Origin of the sequence: Isoptericola haloaureus (assembly GCF_036689775.1) — a bacterium.
GTDB lineage: Bacteria > Actinomycetota > Actinomycetes > Actinomycetales > Cellulomonadaceae > Isoptericola > Isoptericola haloaureus.
The window spans coordinates 44,983-68,150 of record NZ_JBAGLP010000117.1 but is presented as its reverse complement, the minus strand read 5'-3'; the positions used below and the strand labels follow the sequence as shown (position 1 = coordinate 68,150).

General features: G+C 73.4%; 21 protein-coding genes. 14 read left to right on the top strand and 7 right to left on the bottom strand.

What is annotated here, in order from left to right:
- The first annotated feature begins 90 nt into the window (after positions 1-90).
- The 10 genes from ruvC to V5O49_RS08420 all read left to right on the top strand — a co-directional run bounded on the left by ruvC (position 91) and on the right by V5O49_RS08420 (position 10,852).
- Positions 91-687, top strand: coding sequence for a crossover junction endodeoxyribonuclease RuvC (gene ruvC, locus V5O49_RS08465; RefSeq protein ID WP_332901837.1), 597 nt, complete (start codon positions 91-93; stop codon positions 685-687).
- Positions 684-1,307, top strand: a complete 624-nt coding sequence (gene ruvA, locus V5O49_RS08460) for a Holliday junction branch migration protein RuvA (RefSeq protein ID WP_332901836.1) — start codon at positions 684-686, stop codon at positions 1,305-1,307. Before ruvC ends, ruvA begins: the two co-directional genes overlap by 4 nt.
- Positions 1,300-2,403 (top strand): Holliday junction branch migration DNA helicase RuvB, encoded by a 1,104-nt coding sequence (gene ruvB / locus V5O49_RS08455; protein WP_332901835.1) that lies wholly within the window; start codon positions 1,300-1,302, stop codon positions 2,401-2,403. The genes ruvA and ruvB overlap by 8 nt, the downstream gene beginning before the upstream one ends.
- Before the next feature lie 65 nt (positions 2,404-2,468).
- The gene (gene yajC / locus V5O49_RS08450) at positions 2,469-2,900 is read left to right on the top strand and encodes a preprotein translocase subunit YajC (RefSeq protein ID WP_278234534.1); all 432 of its coding nucleotides are present in this window, start codon (positions 2,469-2,471) and stop codon (positions 2,898-2,900) included.
- A 79-nt stretch (positions 2,901-2,979) separates the two neighbouring features.
- Positions 2,980-4,926, top strand: a complete 1,947-nt coding sequence (gene secD, locus V5O49_RS08445) for a protein translocase subunit SecD (RefSeq protein WP_332901834.1) — start codon at positions 2,980-2,982, stop codon at positions 4,924-4,926.
- On the top strand, positions 4,926-6,026 hold the full coding sequence (secF, locus tag V5O49_RS08440; protein ID WP_278234533.1) for a protein translocase subunit SecF: 1,101 nt from the start codon (positions 4,926-4,928) through the stop codon (positions 6,024-6,026). Before secD ends, secF begins: the two co-directional genes overlap by 1 nt.
- Positions 6,027-6,034: 8 nt before the next feature.
- On the top strand, positions 6,035-6,610 hold the full coding sequence (locus V5O49_RS08435; RefSeq protein ID WP_278234532.1) for an adenine phosphoribosyltransferase: 576 nt from the start codon (positions 6,035-6,037) through the stop codon (positions 6,608-6,610).
- Positions 6,611-6,660: 50 nt separating this feature from the next.
- Positions 6,661-9,012 carry a RelA/SpoT family protein gene (locus V5O49_RS08430; protein ID WP_332901833.1) on the top strand — a complete coding sequence of 784 codons (2,352 nt, stop codon included), beginning with the start codon at positions 6,661-6,663 and terminating at the stop codon, positions 9,010-9,012.
- An 82-nt stretch (positions 9,013-9,094) separates the two neighbouring features.
- Positions 9,095-10,264: an ATP-dependent DNA ligase gene (locus tag V5O49_RS08425; RefSeq protein WP_332901832.1), complete on the top strand. Its 1,170-nt coding sequence runs from the start codon at positions 9,095-9,097 to the stop codon at positions 10,262-10,264.
- A gap of 30 nt (positions 10,265-10,294) precedes the next feature.
- Positions 10,295-10,852 carry a dihydrofolate reductase family protein gene (locus tag V5O49_RS08420; protein WP_332901831.1) on the top strand — a complete coding sequence of 186 codons (558 nt, stop codon included), beginning with the start codon at positions 10,295-10,297 and terminating at the stop codon, positions 10,850-10,852.
- Between the two features lie 27 nt (positions 10,853-10,879).
- Here V5O49_RS08420 and V5O49_RS08415 read toward each other — a convergent pair whose 3' ends face one another.
- From V5O49_RS08415 to V5O49_RS08400, 4 genes are all read right to left on the bottom strand, one after another.
- Complete coding sequence (locus V5O49_RS08415) at positions 10,880-11,962, bottom strand: DNA polymerase domain-containing protein (RefSeq protein WP_332901830.1); 1,083 nt, start codon at positions 11,960-11,962, stop codon at positions 10,880-10,882.
- 9 nt (positions 11,963-11,971) lie between these two features.
- The gene (locus V5O49_RS08410; protein WP_332901829.1) at positions 11,972-12,610 is read right to left on the bottom strand and encodes a hypothetical protein; all 639 of its coding nucleotides are present in this window, start codon (positions 12,608-12,610) and stop codon (positions 11,972-11,974) included.
- Positions 12,611-12,730: 120 nt separating this feature from the next.
- Positions 12,731-14,263, bottom strand: coding sequence for a DUF349 domain-containing protein (locus V5O49_RS08405; RefSeq protein ID WP_332901828.1), 1,533 nt, complete (start codon positions 14,261-14,263; stop codon positions 12,731-12,733).
- On the bottom strand, positions 14,260-15,057 hold the full coding sequence (locus tag V5O49_RS08400) for a peptidylprolyl isomerase (protein WP_278234525.1): 798 nt from the start codon (positions 15,055-15,057) through the stop codon (positions 14,260-14,262). The genes V5O49_RS08405 and V5O49_RS08400 overlap by 4 nt, the downstream gene beginning before the upstream one ends.
- 148 nt (positions 15,058-15,205) lie before the next feature.
- On the opposite strand from V5O49_RS08400, the gene V5O49_RS08395 reads away from it, so the two are divergent.
- On the top strand, positions 15,206-15,934 hold the full coding sequence (locus tag V5O49_RS08395) for an MBL fold metallo-hydrolase (RefSeq protein ID WP_332901827.1): 729 nt from the start codon (positions 15,206-15,208) through the stop codon (positions 15,932-15,934).
- 54 nt (positions 15,935-15,988) lie between these two features.
- Complete coding sequence (gene hisS, locus V5O49_RS08390) at positions 15,989-17,359, top strand: histidine--tRNA ligase (RefSeq protein ID WP_332901826.1); 1,371 nt, start codon at positions 15,989-15,991, stop codon at positions 17,357-17,359.
- Between the two features lie 3 nt (positions 17,360-17,362).
- Here the strand turns inward: hisS and V5O49_RS08385 are convergent, their stop codons facing one another.
- Positions 17,363-17,746, bottom strand: coding sequence for a VOC family protein (locus V5O49_RS08385; protein ID WP_332901825.1), 384 nt, complete (start codon positions 17,744-17,746; stop codon positions 17,363-17,365).
- A gap of 122 nt (positions 17,747-17,868) precedes the next feature.
- Between V5O49_RS08385 and V5O49_RS08380 the strand changes: the two genes are divergently transcribed.
- Positions 17,869-18,966 carry an Rv2578c family radical SAM protein gene (locus V5O49_RS08380; RefSeq protein WP_332901824.1) on the top strand — a complete coding sequence of 366 codons (1,098 nt, stop codon included), beginning with the start codon at positions 17,869-17,871 and terminating at the stop codon, positions 18,964-18,966.
- Positions 18,967-18,983: 17 nt separating this feature from the next.
- Here V5O49_RS08380 and V5O49_RS08375 read toward each other — a convergent pair whose 3' ends face one another.
- Positions 18,984-19,457: a PPOX class F420-dependent oxidoreductase gene (locus tag V5O49_RS08375; RefSeq protein ID WP_278234522.1), complete on the bottom strand. Its 474-nt coding sequence runs from the start codon at positions 19,455-19,457 to the stop codon at positions 18,984-18,986.
- A 119-nt stretch (positions 19,458-19,576) separates the two neighbouring features.
- On the opposite strand from V5O49_RS08375, the gene aspS reads away from it, so the two are divergent.
- Positions 19,577-21,349: an aspartate--tRNA ligase gene (aspS, locus tag V5O49_RS08370; protein WP_332901823.1), complete on the top strand. Its 1,773-nt coding sequence runs from the start codon at positions 19,577-19,579 to the stop codon at positions 21,347-21,349.
- Positions 21,350-21,371: 22 nt separating this feature from the next.
- Here the strand turns inward: aspS and V5O49_RS08365 are convergent, their stop codons facing one another.
- On the bottom strand, positions 21,372-23,147 hold the full coding sequence (locus V5O49_RS08365) for an SLC13 family permease (RefSeq protein ID WP_332901822.1): 1,776 nt from the start codon (positions 23,145-23,147) through the stop codon (positions 21,372-21,374).
- Positions 23,148-23,168: the final 21 nt, after the last annotated feature.

Below are 23,168 nucleotides of genomic sequence, written 5' to 3'. Positions count from 1 at the left end.
GCCGACGCGGAGCGCACCGCAGGGTGCGGGCGTCGTCCCGTCCAGGCGCGCCTCGGCAGGCCTGTCACCGGTGCGTGAGACAGTGACGGCGTGCGAGTGCTGGGAGTGGATCCGGGGCTGACCCGGTGCGGTGTCGGGGTCGTGGACTCCCGGCGCGGGCGCCGGGCGGCCCTCGTGGGTGTGGGTGTGCTGACGTCGGCGCCGGGGACGAGCACGGACCTGCGCCTGCTCGAGATCGCCGACGGCCTCGAGGGCTGGCTGGAGGAGCACACCCCGGACGTGGTGGCGGTCGAGCGGGTCTTCGCCCAGAACAACCGTGGCACCGTCATGGGCACGGCCCAGGTCGCCGGGCTGGCGATGGTCGCCGCCGCGCGCCGCGGCGTGCCCGTGGCCATGCACACCCCGAGCGAGGTCAAGGCGGCCGTGACGGGGTCGGGCCGGGCGGAGAAGGCCCAGGTCCAGCGCATGGTGGCCTCCATCCTGCGGCTGGACACCGCGCCCAGCCCCGCCGACGCCGCCGACGCCCTCGCCCTGGCCATCACGCACCTGTGGCGCCCGGCGGGCGCCCTGCAGGGCGGCGACCGCCACGAGCTCACCCCGGCGCAGCGCGCCTGGGCCGCCGCCGAGCACCGTGCGCGGGGCGCCCAGCGCGGTCCGCGCACCCCACGGAAGGAGACCGTCCGATGATCGCCTCGCTGTCCGGCACCGTGGCCCAGGTCGCCCTGGACCGCGCCGTCGTCGACGTCGGTGGGGTGGGCTACCTGGTCCACGCGACCCCGGCGACCCTGGCCGGGCTGCGCGTCGGCGAGCAAGCGCTCCTGCACACCACCCTCGTGGTGCGGGAGGACTCGATGACGGTCTACGGCTTCGCGGACACCGAGGAGCGCGAGGTGTTCGAGACCGCGCAGTCCGTGTCCGGCGTCGGGCCCCGGATCGCGCTGGCGATGCTGGCCGTGCTCACCCCGTCCGCCCTGCGCCGCGCCGTCGACCAGGAGGACACCGCGGCGCTCCGTCGCGTCCCGGGCATCGGTGCCAAGAGCGCGCAGCGCATCGTGCTGGAGCTGTCGGGCCGTCTGGGAGCGCCCGGGCCCGACGACGGCGCCGCGTCCGGCGCGGCGACCTCCGCGGCCGGCGACGAGCGCGACCAGGTCGTCGAGGCGCTCGTCGGTCTGGGCTGGGCCGCCAAGGTGGCCGAGGGCGCGGTGGACAAGGCGCTGGCGGAGGCGGGCACCGACCGTGTGGGCCCCACCGAGGTGCCGTCGACCCTGCGTGCCGCGCTGCGACAGCTGGGGCCGCGTCATGGCTGACGGCGCGATCGACCCCCAGGACCTCGGCGAGCGCCTCGTCGGCGCCGGCGCCGACGAGGTCGAGCGGGCCGCGGAGGCGGCGCTGCGGCCCAAGAAGCTCGACGACTTCGTCGGGCAGCGGGTCGTGCGCGACCAGCTCTCGCTGGTGCTGCAGGCCTCCATCGGCCGGGACACCGCCCCGGACCACGTGCTGCTGTCCGGTCCTCCGGGGCTGGGCAAGACGACGCTGGCGATGATCATCGCCGCCGAGCTCGGCACCTCCCTGCGGGTCACCAGCGGCCCCGCGATCCAGCACGCCGGCGACCTCGCCGCCGTGCTGTCCTCCCTGGAGGAGGGCGAGGTGCTGTTCATCGACGAGATCCACCGCCTCGCCCGCCCCGCCGAGGAGCTGCTCTACGTCGCCATGGAGGACTTCCGCGTCGACGTCGTCGTCGGCAAGGGGGCGGGCGCCAGCGCCATCCCCCTGACCCTGCCGCCGTTCACCGTGGTGGGCGCCACCACCCGCTCGGGGCTGCTGCCGGCACCGCTGCGCGACCGCTTCGGGTTCACCGGGCACCTCGACTTCTACGAGGCGGACGAGCTCGAACGCGTGATCCTGCGCTCGGCGGGGCTCCTCGGTGTCGACATCCGCCACGAGGCCGCGCACGAGATCGCCGGGCGTTCGCGCGGCACGCCCCGGATCGCCAACCGGCTGCTGCGCCGCGTGCGGGACTGGGCGCAGGTGCGCGGCGACGGGGTGCTCGACCTGCGCGCGGCCCGTGCCGCCCTGGAGGTCTACGAGGTCGACCCCATCGGCCTGGACCGGCTGGACCGCGCCGTGCTGACGGCGCTGTGCCGCCGGTTCGGCGGGGGGCCGGTCGGCCTGACGACCCTGGCCATGACGGTCGGGGAGGAGTCGGACACGGTCGAGACGGTGGCCGAGCCCTACCTGGTGCGCGAGGGGCTCGTGGCGCGCACGCCCCGGGGCCGGGTCGCGACCGCGGCCGCGTGGGAGCACCTCGGCATCGAGCCGCCGGCCGGGACGTGGGCCGCGCCGGCCCCGACGACCGGTGGGGGAACCGGGGCGACGTCGCGGACGTTGTTCGACGAGGCCTAGGGTGCCCGCGCGGCGCCCTAGACTGAGACGAACACTCGATCTTCCGATTGAAGGACTGAATCCCCGTGGATTTCTCGATCATCATCCTCTTCGCCGTGCTCGCGGCCCTCATGCTCTTCATGAGCTCGCGCACGCGCAAGCAGCAGAAGAAGCAGTCCGAGTTCCGGTCCTCGCTCGCCCCCGGCCAGGAGGTCATGACCGGCTCCGGCCTCGTCGGGACCGTCATCGAGGTCGACGAGGAGTCGGACATCGTCACCCTCGAGTCCACCCCGGGCTCGCGCACCCGCTGGCTCCGCGCCGCCGTCGTGAAGCGGATGGACGAGCCGGTCGAGGAGGCCGAGGAGACCGAGGTGACCGAGGACACGTCGGAAACCGGTAGCATCGCCCCGGCAGACGGTCCCGTCGAGGTCCCGGACGACCTGTCGGAGCTGGACACCGCGGAGCGGAAGGTCCAGGAGGACAAGCGCCGGGAGCACGGCGAGACCGACGACAAGTGACCTCTGCGCCGGTCGGGTCTGAACCCGGCCGGCGCCATCACGCTCCGCTCCGGCGGCGCGCACACGGGAAGAGAACCAAGTGGCCAACTCCAGCACGCGGCGTTCGCGTCCGGTACGCACGCTCGTGGTCTTCGCGCTCCTGTCGATGGTGGTGCCGTTCGTGGCACTCCTCGTCGGGACGTACCTGGACCCCAAGAGCGACGAGAACCCCGGCGGCGCCAGCCTGGCACCCGGACTCGCTCTCGACCTGCAGGGCGGGACCCAGATCATCCTGACGCCGACGTCCACGGATGGTTCGGAGCTGACCCCGGAGGCGATCGACGAGTCGATCAACGTCATCCGGCAGCGCATCGACTCCTCCGGCGTCGTCGAGGCCGAGATCGTCAACCAGGGCGGGGAGAACATCGTCGTCTCCATCCCCGGTGAGGTGGACCAGGCGACGATCGACCTCGTCTCCCAGCCCGCGCAGATGCGCTTCCGGCCTGTCCTGACCTACGAGCTCGGCCTCCCGGCCCAGGAGCCGACGGCCGAGGCCTCGGCCGACGCCGAAGGATCCGCCGACGGCGACGCCGAGGGCGAGGCGACCGAGGACGAGGCTCCGCAGGGCGCCACGCAGGAGGAGCTCGCCGCGTTCGACGAGCAGATCGCCGCCGAGGCCCAGGACGTCGACCCCACCGACGCCTCCGACCTCGCGCAGATCACGCCCGCCGTGGAGGAGAAGTTCGCCGCGCTCGACTGCACCGACCCGGCAAACCTGGTCGGCGGTGGCGGCGCGAACCCGGACCAGGTGCTCGTGACCTGCTCCAACGACGGCAGCCTGCTCAAGTACGTCCTCGGCCCGGTCGAGGTCGACGGCACGAGCCTGTCGAACGCCAGCTCCGGCCTGGTGCCGGGCCCGAACGGCTCGGTCACCAACGAGTGGGGCGTCTTCATCGAGTTCGACGACCAGGGCACCACGGAGTTCCGCACGGTCACCGAGCGCCTGCAGGGCCTGGAGCCGCCGCGCAACCAGTTCGCGATGGTGCTCGACGGTCTCGTGATCTCGGCACCCTCGCTGGACCCCGGCGTCATCATCACCGACGGCCAGGCCACGATCTCGGGCAACTTCACGCGCGACTCCGCGGCCACGCTGGCCAACCAGCTCAGCTTCGGCTCGCTGCCGATCGCCTACGAGGTGCAGAGCCAGGAGACGATCTCGGCGACGCTCGGCTCGGAGCAGCTGCGCAACGGTCTGATCGCCGGTCTGATCGGTATGGCCCTGGTCGTGGTGTACTCGCTGTTCCAGTACCGCACGCTGGGCCTGGTGACCGTGGGCTCGCTGCTCATCGCCGCGGCGATCACCTACGTGTCCATCGCGCTGCTGTCCTGGACGATCGACTACCGCCTGTCCCTGGCGGGTGTCGCCGGTCTGATCGTGGCCATCGGGTTCACGGCGGACTCGTTCATCGTGTACTTCGAACGCATCCGCGACGAGATGCGCGACGGGCGCTCGATGGCGATGGCGGTCGAGCGCGGCTGGCGCCGGGCCAAGCGCACGGTGCTGGCGGCGAAGTCCGTCACCCTCATCTCCGCGATCGTGCTGTACTTCCTCGCCGTCGGCGGGGTGCAGGGCTTCGCGTTCACCCTGGGTCTGACGACGATCATCGACATCGCCGTGGTGTTCTGGTTCACCCACCCGACGCTGCAGCTGCTGACCAAGGTGCCGTTCTTCCGCGACGGCCACTCGCTGTCGGGGCTGTCGCCCGAGCGGCTGCGCAGCACCGGCGGTCCGCGGTACGTGGGCGCCGGCCGGGTGGCCCGCCCGACGCCCGAGCCCGAGACCACCGCCGAGGAGCCGGTCCCGGCCATGGCGGGCGCGGCGTCGTCCCCGGCACCGACGACGGACGACTCCGGTCGCCGGCTGACGATCGCCGAGCGTCGTGCGGCGCAGCGGCGTGCGGCCGCGGCCGACGGACCGCCGGACGACCCCGGGACCGACGACCGCAGCCACGACGCCGTCCCCGGCGAGAACGAGGAGAACCGCTGATGGCCGGCAGCATGACCTTCGCCCAGTGGGGCAACGACCTCTACACGGGCCGTCGCTCCTACCCGATCGTCGCCAAGCGGCGCGTCTGGTTCTCGATCGTCGGCGTCCTCGGGATCGCCTCGATCATCATCCTGCTCACCAAGGGCCTGACCCTGGGCATCGACTTCCGCGGTGGCTCGGAGTTCACGGTCACCAGCACGACCACCACGGAGCAGTCCGTGGCCGTCGACGCCGTGCAGGAGGTCCTGCCCGAGGACGAGCCGCGCGTGGCGGTCGTGGGCGGCGAGGCCGTCCGCGTGCAGACCACGCAGGTCTCCGGCGCGGAGCAGACCGCCGTCATCGAGGCCCTCGCCGAGGGCTACGGGGTCGACCCGGCGGACGTCGACGCCTCGTTCGTGGGGCCGACGTGGGGCTCGGCGGTGTCCGAGCGCGCCCTGTGGGGCGTGGTCGTCTTCGTCCTGCTCGCCGCCGCCTTCATGGCCGTCTACTTCCGGGCCTGGCGCATGTCGGTCGCCGGCATCCTCGCGATGCTCAGCGACCTGCTGATCTCCGCCGGTGTGTACGCGCTCATCGGCTGGGAGGTCACGCCCTCGACGATCATCGGCTTCCTGACGATCCTCGGCTTCTCGCTGTACGACAAGATGGTCGTGTTCGACAAGGTGCGGGAGAACACCACCGGCGTGCTGGACCAGTCGCGCAACACCTACGGCGAGCGGGCCAACCTGGCCGTCAACCAGACCCTGGTGCGGTCCATCAACACCTCCGTGGTGGCGCTGCTGCCGGTGGCGGGCATCCTCTTCCTCGGCGCGTTCGTGCTCGGTGCGGGCACGCTGCGGGACCTGTCCCTGTCGCTGTTCGTGGGGATCGCCGTCGGCGCGGCCTCGTCGATCTTCCTGGCCACCCCGCTGGACGTGTCCCTGCGCGAGCGGGAGCCGAAGATCCGTCAGCACACCGCCGAGGTCCTGGCCGAGCGCGAGCGCCTGGCCACGGAGGGCGGTCACGACGCCGAGCTCGCCGCGGTCGCGGCCGGCCGGTCCCAGCTCATCCCCGGTCACCACCAGGGTCACGGGTCCCAGCCCCGGCGCAAGCGCGGCCGGTGACGCGGCGCGTGACCGACGACATCTCGCTGGTCGCCCTGGCCGGGCTCGGCCCGGCCAGGGCGACCGAGATCCGGGACCTGATCCACGACGTCCCGGACTACCCGCACCCCCCGATCGTCTTCCGCGACATCACGCCGCTGCTGGCGGACGGTGCGGCGCTGGCCGACGTGACCGACGCCTTCGCGGCGCTGGTCGAGGCCGACGGCGGGGTCGACGTGGTCGCCGGGATGGAGGCGCGCGGGTTCCTGCTCGGTGCACCGCTGGCCACCCGGCTCGGCGTGGGCTTCGTGCCGCTGCGCAAGGCTGGCAAGCTGCCCCCGCCGGTCGAGCGCGAGGACTACGAGCTCGAGTACGGCCACGCGTCCATCGAGCTGCGCCGGGGAACATTGGCACCCGGTGCGCGTGTTCTGGTGGTCGACGACGTGCTGGCCACGGGCGGGACCGCACAGGCCGCGGCGCGGCTCGTCGAACGCAGCGGCGCCACCGTGGTGGCGCTGGCGTTCCTGCTCGAGCTGGCCGGTCTGGGTGGTCGTGAACGGCTCGCCGACCACACGGTCGAGACCCTGCTGCGGGTGGAGACGTAGACTTGCCGTCCCGGAGGTCAGCCCGGCGACGATGGGCGAAGGAGGTGCTCGTGAGCGACGACACGCAGGTCCGGTCCGCGGACGAGGCGCCCCGGCCCGCGTCCAACGGCGCCGGCAGGGGCGTGCGCAACCGGCTCGTCCGCCTCGGCGTGCGCGGCGCGACGCCGTCGACGCCCGCCCTCGAACCGCTGCTGCAGGCGGTGCGCACCAACCACCCCAAGAGCGACCTGAGCGTCCTGGAGCGTGCCTACGGCATCGCGGAGAAGGCGCACCGCGGTCAGCAGCGCAAGTCGGGCGACCCGTACATCACCCACCCCGTCGCGGTCGCCACGATCCTGGCCGAGCTCGGGTTCGACGGCGCGACGCTGGCTGCCGCGCTGCTGCACGACACGGTCGAGGACACCGAGTACTCGCTCGACGACCTGACGCGCGACTTCGGCGGCGAGATCGCGATGCTCGTCGACGGCGTGACGAAGCTGGACAAGGTCACCTACGGCGACGCGGCCCAGGCCGAGACCGTGCGCAAGATGGTCGTGGCCATGGCCAAGGACATCCGCGTGCTGGTCATCAAGCTCGCCGACCGGCTGCACAATGCGCGCACCTGGAAGTACGTCTCGGGGTCGTCGGCGTCCCGCAAGGCGCGCGAGACGCTGGAGATCTATGCCCCGCTGGCGCACCGCCTGGGCATGAACACGATCAAGTGGGAGCTGGAGGACCTGTCCTTCCAGACCCTGTACCCCAAGGTGTACGACGAGATCGTGCACCTGGTCGCCGAGCGCGCGCCGGCCCGCGAGGAGTATCTCGGCGTGGTGCGCGAGCAGATCGCTGCGGACCTGCGCGGGGCGAAGATCCGGGCCACGGTGACCGGACGTCCGAAGCACTACTACTCGATCTACCAGAAGATGATCGTGCGCGGCCACGACTTCACGGAGATCTACGACCTGGTCGGTACCCGCGTCCTGGTGGACTCGGTACGCGACTGCTACGCGGCGCTCGGTGCGCTGCACGCGCGGTGGAACCCGGTGCCCGGCCGGTTCAAGGACTACATCGCGATGCCGAAGTTCAACATGTACCAGTCGTTGCACACGACGGTCGTGGGCCCCGGCGGCAAGCCGGTCGAGATCCAGATCCGCACGCACGACATGCACCGCCGTGCCGAGTACGGCGTCGCCGCGCACTGGAAGTACAAGGAGACGGCGCGCGCCGGCAAGGCCGGGTCGGACGACCCGCGGGCCAACGACATGACCTGGCTGCGCCAGCTCGTGGACTGGCAGCGCGAGACCGCCGACCCGGGAGAGTTCCTCGACTCGCTGCGCTACGAGATCGGCGCGGCCGAGGTCTACGTGTTCACGCCCAAGGGCGAGGTCATGGCGCTGCCGGCCGGGGCCACCCCGGTCGACTTCGCCTACTCGGTGCACACCGAGGTCGGACACCGCACCATGGGCGCGCGCGTCAACGGCCGGCTCGTGCCGCTCGACTCGCCGCTGCAGAACGGTGACGTCGTCGAGGTGCTCACCTCCAAGGCCGAGACCGCCGGCCCGTCGCACGACTGGCTGAACTTCGTGAAGTCCGGCCGGGCGCGCAACAAGATCCGGCAGTGGTTCACCAAGGAGCGCCGCGACGAGGCGATCGAGCGCGGCAAGGACGCGATCACGCGGGCGATGCGCAAGCAGAACCTGCCGATCCAGCGGCTGCTGAGCCACGAGGCGCTCGTGGGGCTGGCCAACGAGCTGCGCTACGACGACGTCTCCGCGCTGTACGCCGCGGTGGGGGAGAACAACGTCTCCGCCCAGCACGTCGTCGAGACGCTCGTGAAGTCCCTCGGCGGCGAGGACGGCACTGCCGAGGACACCGCCGAGGTCGCCCGGCCCGGCCAGGCCGTGCGGCGGTCGCGCTCCACCGGGGACCCCGGGGTGGCCGTCAAGGGCATGGACGACATCTGGGTCAAGCTCGCCAAGTGCTGCACGCCCGTGCCCGGCGACGACATCGTCGGGTTCGTCACCCGCGGGGCCGGTGTGAGCGTGCACCGGTCCGACTGCGCGAACCTCGCCCAGCTGCGCGAGCAGCCCGAGCGCATCGTGGACGTCTCCTGGACCACCGGGGCGAACACGATGTTCCTGGTCCAGATCCAGGTCGAGGCGCTGGACCGGTCGCGGCTGCTGTCGGACGTCACGCGGGTGCTGTCCGACCACCACGTCAACATCCTGTCGGCGACCGTGTCGACCTCGACCGACCGCATCGCCATCTCGCGGTTCGTCTTCGAGATGGCCGAGCCCGCGCACCTGCAGCAGGTGCTGGCCGCCGCCCGCAAGATCGACGGCGTCTTCGACGTGTACCGCATCACGGGCACGAAGGCCGACGAGGTCGGGTCCACCGCACCGGAGGCCCCGGTCGACGCCTGACCGGTCGTCGTCCGACCGGTCGACGCGCGACCCGGCAGGACTGACCGGGCACGAGGGCCCGAGGCGGCGTAGGTTCGCCAGCATGGATCTGCCGCTCAGCCCGCCGGTCCGGCCCATGCTGGCCCGGTCGGTCGCCTCGGTGCCCGACCAGCCCGACGACGGTACCGGCTGGGTCTACGAACCCAAGTGGGACGGCTTCCGTGCGATCGTCTACCGCGACGGCACCGAGGTCCGGATCGACTCGCGCAACGCCCGCCCGATGCAGCGCTACTTCCCCGAGCTCGTCGAGGCGGTGCTGGACGTCCTGCCGACCCGGTGCGTGGTCGACGCGGAGATCGTCGTGGCCCGTCCCCCGGGCGGCGACCGCGACGCCGCGCACCTCGACTTCGACACGCTGAGCCAGCGCATCCACCCGGCGGCCTCGCGGGTCGAGATGCTCGCCGGCGAGGTGCCGGCCAGCCTCGTCGTCTTCGACCTGCTGGCGCTCGACGACGAGGACCTGACCTCCCGACCGCTGACCGAGCGGCTGGGCCGGCTGGACGGGCTCAGCCTGTCCGGGCCCCAGGTGCACGCCACGCCGCGCACGGCCGACGCGGCGACCGCGCGCGAGTGGTTCGCCGCCTTCGAGGGCGCCGGACTGGACGGTGTGGTGGCCAAGTCCGCCGACGGGGTCTACGAGCCGAACAAGCGCGGCTGGCTCAAGATCAAGCACGCCCGCACGGCCGACGTCGTCCTCGCCGGGCTGCGCGAGCACAAGACCTCGACCCCGGACCGCCCCCTGGTGGGGTCGCTGCTGCTCGGGCTGTACCGCGCGGCCGACGATGACGACGTCGGCCCGTCACTGCAGTTCGTCGGGGTCGCCGCCTCCTTCCCGGCGGCCCGGCGCGCCACGCTGTACGACGAGCTCGCCCCGCTGCAGGTCGCCCCCGGCAGCCCGGAGGCCGCGGCCCACCCCTGGGCCGACTGGCAGGACCCCGCGGTGGCGGACGGCAGCGCGGGGGAGCGCCGGCCCGGTGCGCAGTCGCGGTGGAGCGCGGGCAAGGACCTGTCCTTCACCCCGCTGCGCGTCGAGCGGGTCCTCGAGGTCGGCTACGACCACATGGAGGGCGCGCGGTTCCGTCACACGGCCCAGTTCAAGCGGTGGCGCCCCGACCGCGAGCCGGCGTCGTGCACGTACGACCAGCTCGTCGAACCGGTCGGCTACGACCTGGCGGAGATCCTGCCGGGAGCTCCCGGCGTCGTGGACCGATGAGTCCTGGCTCCCGGGAGGGTCGGTCCGGTCATGGGAACTCTTCTGTACTCGACGACCTGTTCGATCGACGGGTTCGTGGCCGACGCCGACGGCAGCATCGACTGGACGGCCCCGAGCGACGAGCTGCACGCCTTCTTCAACGACCGGCTGCGTGACGTGGGCACCTACGTCATGGGCCGCCGCATGTTCGGCACGATGCGGGTGTGGGACACCTGGCCCGCCGGGCAGAGCGCGGTCGAGGACGACTACGCCGCGATCTGGGCCGCGGCGGACAAGATCGTCTGCTCCGACCGGCTGGCGGCCACGGGCGTCGACGCCCCTCGGACCACGGTGGAGCCCCGCCTGACGACCCGGCGGCTGGCGCAGATCGTCGCCGACGCCGACGGGACGGTGGAGGTGTCCGGGCCGACGACGGCCGCCGACGCGTTGCGCTCCGGCATGGTCGACGTGCTGCAGCTGTTCGTGGCGCCGCGCGCCCTGGGCGGCGGTCTGCGCGCCCTGCCCGCGGGCATGGACCTGGCCCTGGAGCTCGCCGAGACGCGCCGTTTCGACAACGGGACCGTGCTGCTGCGGTACGAGCGGGCCTGAGCGGCACCGGGCGCCCGGCGCGAGGGCTCAGCCGTCCGCCGCCCGGGGACGGTCGGTGTCCCGCGAGGGTTGGACCCGCTTGGGCTCACCGGGCTGCTTCGGGTACTCCGGCGGGTACGGCAGGTCGCCCAGCCCGTGCTCCTCCTCGTCGCGCCGGGCCAGGTCCAGCGCGGCCTGGAGCGAGCAGTCGAGCGCCGGGTCGCGGTCGGCGCGCAGCGCCGCGTGGAGGTCGCCGCGCTCGGCGAACCGGTCCGGCACCGTGCGCAGCGTGAAGTCGTCCGGGTGCACCTCGGTCACCTCGTCCCAGTCCAGCGGCGTCGAGACCGTCGCACGCGGGTTGGGCCGCAGGGAGTAGGCCGAGGCCATCGTGCGGTCGCGTGCCATCTGGTTGTAGTCGACGAAGATCCGCTCGCCGCGCTCCTCCTTCCACCAGCGGGTGGTGACCGTCCCGGGCAGCCGACGCTCCAGCTCGCGGCCGATCGCGATGGTCGCCCGCCGCGCCTGGACGAAGCTCCACCGTGGTGCGACCGGGACGAACACGTGCAGGCCCCGTCCGCCGGAGGTCTTCGGGTACCCGACCAGGTCGAGCTCGCCGAGGACCTCGCGCAGCGTCAGCGACACCCGGGCCGCGTCGGCGTAGTCGGTGCCCGGCTGCGGGTCGAGGTCGATGCGCAGCTGGTCCACCTGCTCGACGTCGTCGCGGCGCACGGGCCAGGGATGGAAGGTCAGCGTGCCCAGCTGGGCGGCCCAGGCGACCACGGCGAGCTCGCTCGGGGCGACCTCGTCCGCGGTGCGCCCCGACGGGAACGCGATCCGCGCCGTGCGCACGTAGTCGGGTGCTCCCTTCGGGACCCGCTTCTGGTAGAAGGCGTCGCCGTGGGAGTCCGTGCGGGTGGCCATCACGGCGTCGGGGGAGTAGCCCTTGGGCCAGCGTTCGAGCGTCGTGGGGCGGTCCAACAGGGCGCCGAGGATGCCGTCGCCGACGGCGAGGAAGTACTCGACCACCTCCAGCTTCGTGACCCCCAGGTCGGCGAACACGACCCGGTCCGGGCTGGACACCCGCACGGAGCGTCCGGCGGCGTCGACCTCGACTGCTCGCGCGGAAGGCATGGGGTCAACCTACGCCGGGCAGTCCGCCGGTGCGCGGGCGCCGTCGGGGTCCAGGACCGCGGCGGCCGCGTCGAGCAGGTCGTGGGCGCGAGCGCGGGCGGCCACGCGGGTCCGGGCCGAGATGCTGCCGTGCGCCTCCTCGACCCGCGCGCCGGCCCGCAGCAGGGCGACGGCCAGGTCCACCGTCTCGGCGGGATCGGTGCCGTGCAGCACCAGCTCGACCAGCGTGCGCTGCGTCGTGGTCACGGCCACGCCGCCGACGTCGCGCACGTCCGGGCCCAGCAGGCGGGCCTGCCACAACCGGGCGCCGGTTGGCCGGTCGGGCCGGTGGCGGCCCGCCGGGTAGGTCAGGTCGAGAGGGTCCGGGCGGCCGCAGCCGGTGCGGACCCAGGTGGCCGTGCGGGCCGTGACCACGGCGCCGTGCGGGACGTCGGCGGCGAGCACCGTGCCGCGCAGCCCGGCGTCGACGACCCGGTCCGCGGGGCAGGCGGCCTCGCCGCGCAGCACCCGCAGGACGCCCTCGCGCACCAGGGTCTGCCAGGCGGCGGCGCCGCCCACGTCCGCCGGACGCACGACCGTGACGTCTCCGCCGGGACCGTGCAGCAGCTCGCGCAGCGGTCGCGCAGCCGTCGTGGCGGCAGCGGGCACCCGATCACCTCCGGCGTCGCGGGGACGTCCCCCGCCGGCGACCCTAGGAGCCGGCTGCCGCGCACGACGGTCCGGCCGGCATGGCCTGTGGACACCCGCGGGCGTCCACAGGCCATGCTGTCAGCCGCGGGAGTCCTCCGCCGCCTTGACGACCTGCTCCAGCCACGCCCGGCGCGCCGCGATGGCGCCCCGCAGCTCCTCGGCGGACCGCGTGTCGCCGGAGGACTCGGCGTCGGCGAGCTCGGACTCCATGGCCGTGATCGCCTCCTCGAGCTGAGCGGCCGCGCCCTCGGCACGCGCCTGCGTCTCGGGGTTCGTGCGGCGCCACTTGTCGTCCTCGGCGTCGCGGACCGCGCTCTCGACCGCACGCAGGCGCCCCTCGACGCGCGACAGGTCGCCCCGCGGCACCTTGCCGGCCTCCTCCCAACGGTCCTGGATCCCGCGCAGCGCCTCCTTGGCGGCGTCGACGTCCCGCACGGGCAGCAGCGCCTCCGCCTCGGCGAGGAGCGCCTCCTTGACCTGGAGGTTCTCGCCGTACTCCGCGTCGATCGCCGCGTTCGCCTCGTCCCGCGCGCCGAAGAACACGTCCTGCGCCGCCCGGAACCGTGCCCACAGGGCGTCGTCGTCCTTGCGGTGCGCCCGGCCCGCCGCCTTCCAGCGGTTCATCAGCTCGCGGTACTCCCGCGTCGTGGGCCCCCACTCCGTGGAGTGCTGCAGGGCCTCGGCCTCGGCGACGATCTTCTCCTTGGTGACCTTGGCCGCGGCGTTGCGCTGCTCCAGCTCGGCGAAGAAGTGCCGGCGCTCGCGGTCGAAGGCGGTGCGCGCCTGGCTGAACCGCTTCCAGAGGGCCTCCTCGGTCGGGCGGTCGACGCGCGGCCCGTTGCGCTGGGACTCCTTCCAGCGCTCGAGCAGGTGGCGCAGCTCCTCCCCGGCGGGACGCCACTGCATCTTGTCCGGGTCGGTGCCGGCGATCTTCTCCGCGGCCTCGACGATCTCGGTGCGGGCCTCGACCGCGCGCTCCTTGGCGGCGACGCGCTCGGCCTCGAGCGCGGCACGGCGCTCGGCCGCCCGGGTGCGCGCGTGCTCCACGCGGCGGCGCAGGGCGTCGAGGTCGCCGACGGCGGCCGGCTCGGTGGTCTCGTCGGCCAGCTTGCCCAGCGTCTGGTCGATCTCGCGGATCGACAGGTCCGCGCTGTCCAGGCGCGTCTCGAACAGGGCCACCTTCGCCACGAGGTCCAGGTAGCGCCGCACGTACAGGGTCAGCGCCTCCTCGGTGGACACGCCCGGGTACTGGCCCACGACGCGCTCGGTGTCGCCGTCGCGCACGTGCACGGTGCCGTCGTCGTCCACGCGGCCGAACTCGGCGGCCGCCGCGGACTCCGCCGCGTCGTGGACGGGCGGGACGGGCGCGGCCGGAGCCGTGGGCGTCGGCGCCGTGGCCGGCGTCGGCCGCTTGAGCGCCGAGGGCTTGGGCGCGCCCGGGCGGGGCGGGGCCGGCTTGGGGGCCGACGGCTTCGGCGCGGGCGCCGCCGGGGCGGGTGCGGGCGGCGGGGTCGCGGACTCCTCGGTCCCGGCGCCAGGAGTTTCGGCCTGTGCCTGCTCGGTGGCCTCGACGTCCTCGGGGCCGGTCGAGCCGGGGGTGCTCTCGCTCACTGGGTCTCCACTCCTTCGATGATGACGGGGCTCGCCGGGGAGCCGTCGCCGGCTCCGTCGGCCGTGCCCGCGTCAGCGACTGCCTGGATCGTGTCCAGGCCGGACGTCACGGTGCCGAACACCGTGTACCCGCCTGCTGCGTCGGACGGGATGGTCGAGTCCTCGTAGACGAGGAAGAACTGCGAGCCCATCGACGCGGCGTCGCCGCCCCGACGGGCCATGGCCAGCGTGCCGGCCGGGTAGACGTCGTCGGCGGGGGCGTTCTCCACCGGCCCGAACGAGTAGCCGGGGCCGCCGGTGCCGGTGGCGGTCGGGTCGCCGCACTGCAGGACGTGGATGCCCTGCGTGGTCAGCCGGTGGCACTGCGTGCCGTCGAAGTAGCCCTGCTGGGCCAGGGACACGAAGCTCGCCACCGCCTGCGGCGCCTCGGCGCCGACCAGCTCGAGCCCGACGGTCTCGGTGGCCCCGTCGACGCAGAGGTCGACCGACGCGGTCCAGGCGCGGTCCTCGGCCACCGCGGGGTCGGGCACCTCGCCGCCGTCGCGCGCCTCGGTCGCGCCGGGCGGGCACGCACCGGCGGCCGCCTGCTCGTCCTGCGCGCCGGACGCCGGCGCGGGGTCGTCGGAGGAGGTCAGGCCCGCGACGAGGGCGCCACCGGCGACGAGGCCGAAGATCGCCACGATCGCCACGATCACGCCGATCCGGCGGCGGCGCTCCTGCTTGGCGCGTCGCCGCTCGTCCCACTTGGCCTCGCGCTTGCGGGCGTACTCGCGCTCGCGCTTGCTGGGCGCCACCGTCGGTCGTCCTCCTCGGATCCTGGGCGCACGACACTCGTGCGCCTGCGACAGTCTAGGGCGCGAGACCGGTGTCATCCGCACGAACCCCGGCATCCGGGCACGTCGGGCCCGCCGCGGCCGGATCCGGACCACTACGGTGGGCGCCATGGACGTGCATGTGGTCGTCGCCCCGGTGTTCGGCACCAACTGCTGCGTGGTCGTGTCCGACGCCGCGCACCCCGACGGCCGGCGCGACTGCGTCGTGGTCGACGCCGGGGCCGGGACCGCGGGCCCCGTCACGGAGCTGGTGGCCGAACGGTCACTGCTGCCACGGGCCGTGCTGGCCACCCACGGCCACGTCGACCACACGTGGGACGCCGCCGCGCTGTGCCGTCGCTTCGACGTCCCGCTGCGCCTGCACGCCGCCGACGTCTACCGGATCGCCGACCCCTTCGGCACGATCGGCCGCGCCGGCGGCTCGGCCGCCGAGACCAGCGTCAGCGACGCGCTGGTGCAGGCGCTCGACGGTTTCGGCTGCACGCCGCGCGACTACGCCGCCCCCGAGCGGATCGAGCCGTTCGACGGCCCGGAGGCCGAGATCGTCGCCGGTGACGTCACCCTGCACGCCCGGCACGCCCCGGGCCACACCGAGGGCTCGACCCTCTACCTCGTCGACGGGTCCGACGGCGGCACCGGCGTCGTGCTCAGCGGGGACGTGCTCTTCGCCGGCGGGGTGGGGCGCACCGACCTGCCGGGCGCCGACGTCGAGGCGATGCTGACCACGTTGCGCCAGGTCGTGCGACCGCTCGACCCGGCCCTCGGCGTCGTGCCGGGCCACGGCCCGACGACCACGGTCGGGCGCGAGCTCGCCACCAACCCGTTCCTGCCGGCCTGACCGCGGCCCGGACGGGTCCACGCCCGGGTCCGGGGTCGTGGGAAGATCGTCCCCATGGCTCGCGTCACCCCTCTCTCCGGTTTCCCCGAATGGCTCCCCGACGGTCGCGTGGTGGAGCAGCACGTCCTGGACGTGCTGCGTCGCACCTTCGAGCTGCACGGGTTCGCCGGCATCGAGACGCGCGCGGTCGAGCCGCTGGACCAGCTGCTGCGCAAGGGCGAGACGTCCAAGGAGGTCTACGTCCTGCGGCGGCTGCAGGAGGAGGGTGACGACGTCGCGGTGGGCGACGGCGGCGCGCGCTCCGAGAAGCAGCTCGGGCTGCACTTCGACCTCACGGTGCCGTTCGCGCGGTACGTGCTGGAGAACGCCGGCCGTCTCGCGTTCCCGTTCAAGCGGTACCAGATCCAGAAGGTCTGGCGCGGCGAGCGGCCCCAGGAGGGCCGGTTCCGGGAGTTCGTCCAGGCCGACATCGACGTCGTCGGGGCGGGCGACCTGCCGTACCACTACGAGGTCGAGCTGCCGCTGGTCATGGCCGAGGCCCTGGGCGCGCTGCGCGAGGTCGGGCTGCCGCCGGTCCGCGTGCTGGTCAACAACCGCAAGGTGGCCGAGGGCTTCTACCGCGGGCTGGGACTGGGCGACGTCGAGGGCGTGCTGCGCCAGATCGACAAGCTCGACAAGATCGGCGTGGAGAAGGTCGCCGAGCTGCTCGTCGCCGAGCAGGGCGCCACGCCCGAGCAGGCCGCGGCCTGCCTCGACCTGGCCGCGATCCACGGCAGCGACACCACCGTGGTCGACGACGTGCGCAAGCTCGCCGCGCGCTACGACGCCGGCACGGACCTGCTCGAGACCGGCCTGGCGGAGCTCGGCGCGCTGATCGAGGCGGCGGGTGCCCGCGCACCCGGCGTCGTGGTCGCCGACCTCAAGATCGCCCGCGGGCTCGACTACTACACCGGCTCCGTCTACGAGACGGTGCTGGTCGGGCACGAGCAGCTCGGCTCGATCTGCTCCGGTGGCCGGTACGACACCCTCGCCTCGGACGGCAAGAACACCTATCCCGGCGTCGGGCTGTCCGTCGGCGTCTCGCGCCTGGTCTCGCGGGTGCTCTCCGCCGGCCTGATGACCGCGACCCGGGGCGTGCCGACCGCGGTGCTCGTGGCCGTCACCGACGAGGACTCGCGGGCCGCCTCGGACGCCGTCGCCGCCGCGCTGCGGTCCCGGGGCGTGCCGACGGACGTGGCACCCACCGCGGCGAAGTTCGGCAAGCAGATCAAGGTCGCCGACCGCCGCGGCATCCCGTTCGTGTGGTTCCCGGGCGAGGAGCACCAGGTCAAGGACATCCGCTCCGGCGAGCAGGTGGCCGTGGACCCCGCGACCTGGACGCCGCCGGCCGAGGACCTGCACCCCCGCGTCGTGGCGGGGGAGTAGCGCTCAGGCGGCGATCAGCCCGACGACGTTGCGCGCGGGGTCGCGGAACCACGCGACCGTGGGGCCCTGCTCCGGGTCCGGGCTGCGCACCACGCCCGCCGCGTCGTGGTCGAACGGCGGGTAGCGCACGAGCTCGACGCCCTCGTGGCCGAGCTCGGCCACGGCGGCGTCGATGTCGGGCACCACGAGGTTGAGCACGGTGTGGCTCGCAGGCTCGTGGGCCGTGCCCTTGGCGTAGACGACCACCGGGGAGCCGCCGGTCACGTCGAGCTCGAGGCCCATCGCCGTGCGCGACACGGCCAGGCCGAGGACGTCGCGGTAGAACGACTCGGCGACGTCGAGATCGTCGACGGAGAAGCTGCTGAACGCCTGCTGGACGGTGACCATGGTTCCTCCTCGGGTCGAGGGCTGCCGACCGTCGGCAGCCGTCAGGGCCGACCGGCCGTGGGCGCGCGACTCATCGGTGCGGCACCTTGACCTCGGAGTAGAACACGTGTTCGACTTGCCGGGTGCGATGGGACTCACAGGCCACGACGGCCGACGACGGCGCGCTGCCCGGGCTGGAGCGCCCGGGCCTGGCCCGCCTCGGCCTGGTCCGCAGCGTGCGCACGCCGGAGTTCGCCGGGGTCACGTTCCACGAGGTCCTGGCCAAGAGCGCGTTGTCCAAGGTGCCGGCCGCGTCGCGCATGCCGTTCCGGTGGACGATCAACCCCTACCGTGGCTGCTCGCACGCCTGCCTGTACTGCTTTGCGAGGCCGACGCACGAGTACCTCGACCTGGACGCCGGGGCCGACTTCGACTCCCAGGTCGTGGTCAAGACGAACGTCGACCAGGTGCTGCGCGCCGAGCTCGCCAGGCCCTCTTGGCGGCGCGAGCCCGTCGCGCTGGGCACCAACACCGACCCCTACCAGCGCGCCGAGGGTCGCTACCGGCTCATGCCGGGGATCATCACGGCGCTCGCGGACGCCCGCACGCCGTTCTCGATCCTCACCAAGGGCACGCTGCTGCGCCGCGACCTGCCGCTGATCGCCGACGCCGCCGACCGGGTCGAGGTCGGCCTCGGCGTGTCGCTGTCGTTCGCCGACGTCGAGCTCCAGCAGTCGGTCGAGCCGGGCACGCCGACACCCAAGGCGCGCCTGGACCTGGTGCGCGCGATCCGGGCCGCGGGACTGCCGTGCGGGGTGATGGTCGCCCCGGTGCTGCCGTGGTTGACGGACTCCACGGACCACCTGACGCGGCTGCTGGACGCGATCGCCCACGCCGGGGCGACCGGGGTGACCGTCGTCCCGCTGCGGCTCAAGCCCGGGACCCGCGACTGGTACCTGCGCTGGCTCGCCCGGGAGCACCCCGAGCGGGTGGCGGGCTACCACCGGGTCTTCGCCCGCGGCGCCGACGCGCACGACGGGTACCGGGACTGGCTGTGGCAGCGGGTGCGTCCCCTGCTGGAGGAACGGGGCTTCGCCGGCTCCGGGCACCGGGCCGCCTCGGGGGCGACCGGCCGGTACGACGACGACCTGCGCCCGCACGGCGACGCCGACTACCCCGCCGGGTCGATGGTCGTCGCCGCGCCGGCGGGGGAGCCCGGGAGCGCCGCGACGCTCTTCTGACCGTCGCGGCGTGCCGGTCAGCCCTCCTCGACCAGCCGGGCCGGGAACCCGCCCGTCGCGATCGGGCCCCAGCGCTCGACGGTGATCCGGATCACGGACTTGTCCTGCTTCGCCATCGCCTCGCGGTACTCGTCCCAGTCCGGGTGCTCCTTGCCGGCGGCCGCCCGGAAGTACTCCACCAGCGGCTCCAGCGACTCGGGCATGTCCAGCACCTCCGCGGTGCCGTCGACCTGCACCCAGGCGTCGCCGAAGTCGTCGCCCTGGGCCATGAACGACACCTGCGGACGCTTGCGCAGGTTCACAGCCTTGGCCCGCTCGGGGTAGGTCGAGACGACGACCCGGCCGTCCGGGTCGACGCCATAGGTCACGGGGCTGAGCTGGGGGCGCCCGTCGTCGCGGGTGGTCACCAGGACCCCGTTGTGGCGGCTGCGCAAGAACTCCGTGAGCTCGTCGCGCTCCACCGTGGTGTTCGTCGCAATCTGGCGGGCCATCAGTCTCTCCTCGCGGTGCGGTGGCGGTGCCCCAGTAGGATGTCACGGGCGTCGCGTGCGCCCGCGCCGGCGGCGGACCCGACGGCGTGATCCCCGACATCGTGCGAAAGGAACCTTCCGTGCTCCGCACCCACACGGCCGGCTCATTGCGGGCCGAGCACATCGGCCAGACCGTCACCCTCACGGGCTGGGTCGATCGTCGCCGGGACCACGGGGGAGTGGCCTTCATCGACCTGCGTGACGCCTCCGGCATCGCGCAGGTCGTCATCCGCGACGAGGAGGTCGCCCACCCGCTGCGCGCCGAGTTCGTGCTGCGCGTCACCGGTGAGGTCTCCCGCCGCCCCGAGGGCAACGCCAACGCGAACCTCGCCACCGGCGACATCGAGGTCATCGCCAGCGACGTCGAGGTGCTCAACACCTCCGAGGCGCTGCCCTTCCAGGTCTCCACCGCGCTCGCGGACACCGAGACCATCGGCGAGGAGGCGCGTCTCAAGCACCGCTACCTGGACCTGCGGCGTCCCGCGCCCGCGCACGCCATGCGGCTGCGCGCAAAGGTGAACGCCGCGGCCCGCCGGGTGCTGGACTCCCACGAGTTCGTCGAGGTCGAGACCCCGACGCTGACCCGCTCCACCCCCGAGGGTGCGCGCGACTTCCTGGTGCCCGCGCGGCTGTCGCCCGGTTCCTGGTACGCCCTGCCGCAGTCGCCGCAGCTGTTCAAGCAGCTGCTCATGGTCGGCGGCCTGGAGCGCTACTACCAGATCGCGCGCTGCTACCGCGACGAGGACTTCCGCGCCGACCGGCAGCCGGAGTTCACCCAGCTGGACGTCGAGATGAGCTTCGTCGACCAGGACGACGTGCTCGCCCTGACCGAGGACCTGCTCGCCGAGATCTGGCAGCTCGTCGACGTCGAGCTCCCGCGGCCCTTCGAGCGCATCACCTTCGCGGACGCGATGCGCCTGTACGGCACGGACAAGCCGGACCTGCGCTACGGCAACCCGCTGGTCGAGCTCACCGAGTACTTCGCCGACACCACGTTCCGGGTCTTCCAGAACGAGTACGTCGGTGCGGTCGTCATGCCGGGCGGGGCCGCGCAGCCGCGGCGCCAGTTCGACGCCTGGCAGGACTGGGCCAAGCAGCGCGGCGCCAAGGGTCTGGCCTACGTCACGTTCGCCGAGGACGGCACGCTCGGCGGCCCGGTCGCCAAGAACCTGTCCGAGACCGAGCGCGAGGGCCTCGCGGAGGTCACCGGTGCCCAGCCCGGTGACGCGGTGTTCTTCGCCGCCGGGAAGACGACGGACTCGCGCGCCCTGCTCGGCGCGGCCCGCGTGGAGATCGCCCACCGCACCGGCCAGATCGACGAGGACGCCTGGTCCTTCGTCTGGGTCGTGGACGCCCCGCTGTTCAAGCCGGCCGGCGAGGACGACGACGTGGACCTGGGGACCTCGGCGTGGACGGCGCTGCACCACGCCTTCACGTCCCCGAAGCCGGAGTGGCTCGACTCCTTCGAGTCCGACCCGGGCAACGCGCTCGCCTACGCCTACGACATCGTCTGCAACGGCAACGAGATCGGCGGCGGCTCGATCCGTATCCACCGCCGCGACGTCCAGGAGCGCATCTTCGCGGTCATGGGCATCGGTCACGAGGAGGCGCAGGAGAAGTTCGGCTTCCTGCTCGACGCCTTCAAGTTCGGCGCCCCGCCGCACGGCGGCATCGCCTTCGGCTGGGACCGCATCGTCGCGCTGCTGACCAAGGCGCCGTCGATCCGCGACGTCATCGCCTTCCCGAAGTCCGGCGGCGGCTACGACCCGCTGACGGACGCGCCGGCGCCGATCACGGCCGAGCAGCGCCAGGAGGCCGGCGTCGACGCCGAGCCCGAGGACGCCGAGGGCTGAGGCCCCGGTCCACGGACCACCGTCAGGCTGGTGCCGGCCACAGGGTCGGCACCAGCACGACGGTGGCCACGACCGTCACCAGCGTCAGGATCCACCCGAGGCGGGCGTAGTCGGTGAACCGGTAGCCGCCCGGGCCGTAGACCATCATGTTGGTCTGGTAGCCGATGGGGGACAGGAACGACGCCGACGCGGCGACGGCCACGGCGATCGCCGCGCCCCGAGGGTCCAGCCCGGCCGCCCCCGCGGTGCTCACCGCCACCGGCAGCATCAGCAGCGCCGCGGCGTTGTTGGTCACCAGCTCGGTGAGGAGCACGGTGGCCAGCACCAGGCCCAGCAGCACCCCGTAGGGCGCGTACCCCCCGAACAGCCCCACCATGCCGTCGGCCACGACCTGCGCCAGCCCGGACGCCTCCATCGCCGCGGCCAGACCGAACGCCGAGGCGATGACGACGATCACCTCGACGTCGATCGCGCGGCGGGCCTCCAGGGGAGACAGCACCTTCGTGGCCACCAGCGCGATCGCCGCCACCAGGGAGCCGTGCAGGATGGGCACCAGCCCCGTCGCGGCCAGGACGACCACGGCCGCCAGCAGCCCCACGGGGACCCAGCCACGCGACGTCGCCGACGGCGGGCTGCCGTCGAGCTCGGCCACCAGCAGGAAGTCGGCCCGGTCGCGCCACCGCTCGCGGAAGTCGGGGTCGCTGACCAGGATGAGCGTGTCGCCCAGCCGGATGCGCTCGGTGCCCAGCCGGCTCTCGACGAGCTGGCCCGACCGGTGGATCGCGAGCACCGCCGCCTGGTAGGTGGCGCGGAAGCCCACGTCCTTCAGCGTGCGTCCCACCAGCGGGGAGCGGCTCCCGACGACCGCCTCGTAGTAGCGCACCGACGGCTCGGCGAGGTCGAGCACGTGCTCCATCTCCGCCGAGCGCAGCCCCCGCATCTCCTGCAGCTTGACCACCCGGTCCAGCGGGCCGACGAAGTGCAGGCGGTTGCCGCCGCGCAGCACGGTGTCGGGTCGCACGGGCGCGATGGTCGTGTCGCCGCGGTCCACGGAGGCCAGGAACAGCCCGGACAGGTCGCGCAGACGCGCCTGCTCGACGGTGCGCCCGTCGACCGGACCGCCGGCCTCGACGATCATCTCGAAGGAGAACCGACGGCCCTCCTGCTCCATCTCCGTCCGGGCCGAGCGCCGGTCCGGCAGCAGCACGGGCGACAGGGCGATGAGCGCGACGAAGCCCACCAGCGCGATCGGCAGGCCCACCTTGCCGATCTCGAAGAACCCGATCGGCTCCAGGCCCAGCGTCGACATCTGTCCGGAGACCACCAGGTTCGTCGACGTGCCGATGACCGTCAGCAGCCCGCCGAGCACCGCCGCGAACGACACCGGCATGAGGATCTTGGACACGGCCAGCCGGCGACGGTTCGCCCAGGCAGTCACCTGCGGCACCAGCATCGCCACGATCGGCGTGTTGTTGAGGAACGCCGAGGCCGCCATCGTCGGCGCGAGCGTGCGGATCAGGGGCCGTCGGTAGGAGCCGTTCTCGCCCAGCGTGCTCTGCATCACCGGCGTCAGGGCACCGGTCTTCTCGATCCCGGCCGCCAGCACGTACAGGGCCGCCACCGTGATCGGCGCCGGGTTCGAGAATCCGGAGAAGGCGTCCTGCGCCGGCACCACGCCGAGGATCATGACCGCCACCGCGCCGGCGAACACGGTCACGGCGGGAGAGACCCGCCCGCGCACCAGGGTGGCCAGCACCCCGAGCACCACGGCCAGCGTCAGCCAAGCGTCCAGCGTCACGGTCACGCCCCTGTCTGTCGT

Excerpts from the sequence above, each read along its gene's own strand:
- ruvA (WP_332901836.1), top strand. The coding sequence starts at position 684 with ATGATCGCCTCGCTGTCCGGCACCGTGGCCCAGGTCGCCCTGGACCGC.
- ruvB (WP_332901835.1), top strand. The coding sequence starts at position 1,300 with ATGGCTGACGGCGCGATCGACCCCCAGGACCTCGGCGAGCGCCTCGTC.
- secF (WP_278234533.1), top strand. The coding sequence starts at position 4,926 with ATGGCCGGCAGCATGACCTTCGCCCAGTGGGGCAACGACCTCTACACG.
- V5O49_RS08425 (WP_332901832.1), top strand. The coding sequence starts at position 9,095 with ATGGATCTGCCGCTCAGCCCGCCGGTCCGGCCCATGCTGGCCCGGTCG.
- V5O49_RS08420 (WP_332901831.1), top strand. The coding sequence starts at position 10,295 with ATGGGAACTCTTCTGTACTCGACGACCTGTTCGATCGACGGGTTCGTG.
- V5O49_RS08415 (WP_332901830.1), bottom strand. The coding sequence starts at position 11,962 with ATGCCTTCCGCGCGAGCAGTCGAGGTCGACGCCGCCGGACGCTCCGTG.
- V5O49_RS08395 (WP_332901827.1), top strand. The coding sequence starts at position 15,206 with ATGGACGTGCATGTGGTCGTCGCCCCGGTGTTCGGCACCAACTGCTGC.
- hisS (WP_332901826.1), top strand. The coding sequence starts at position 15,989 with ATGGCTCGCGTCACCCCTCTCTCCGGTTTCCCCGAATGGCTCCCCGAC.
- V5O49_RS08385 (WP_332901825.1), bottom strand. The coding sequence starts at position 17,746 with ATGGTCACCGTCCAGCAGGCGTTCAGCAGCTTCTCCGTCGACGATCTC.
- V5O49_RS08375 (WP_278234522.1), bottom strand. The coding sequence starts at position 19,457 with ATGGCCCGCCAGATTGCGACGAACACCACGGTGGAGCGCGACGAGCTC.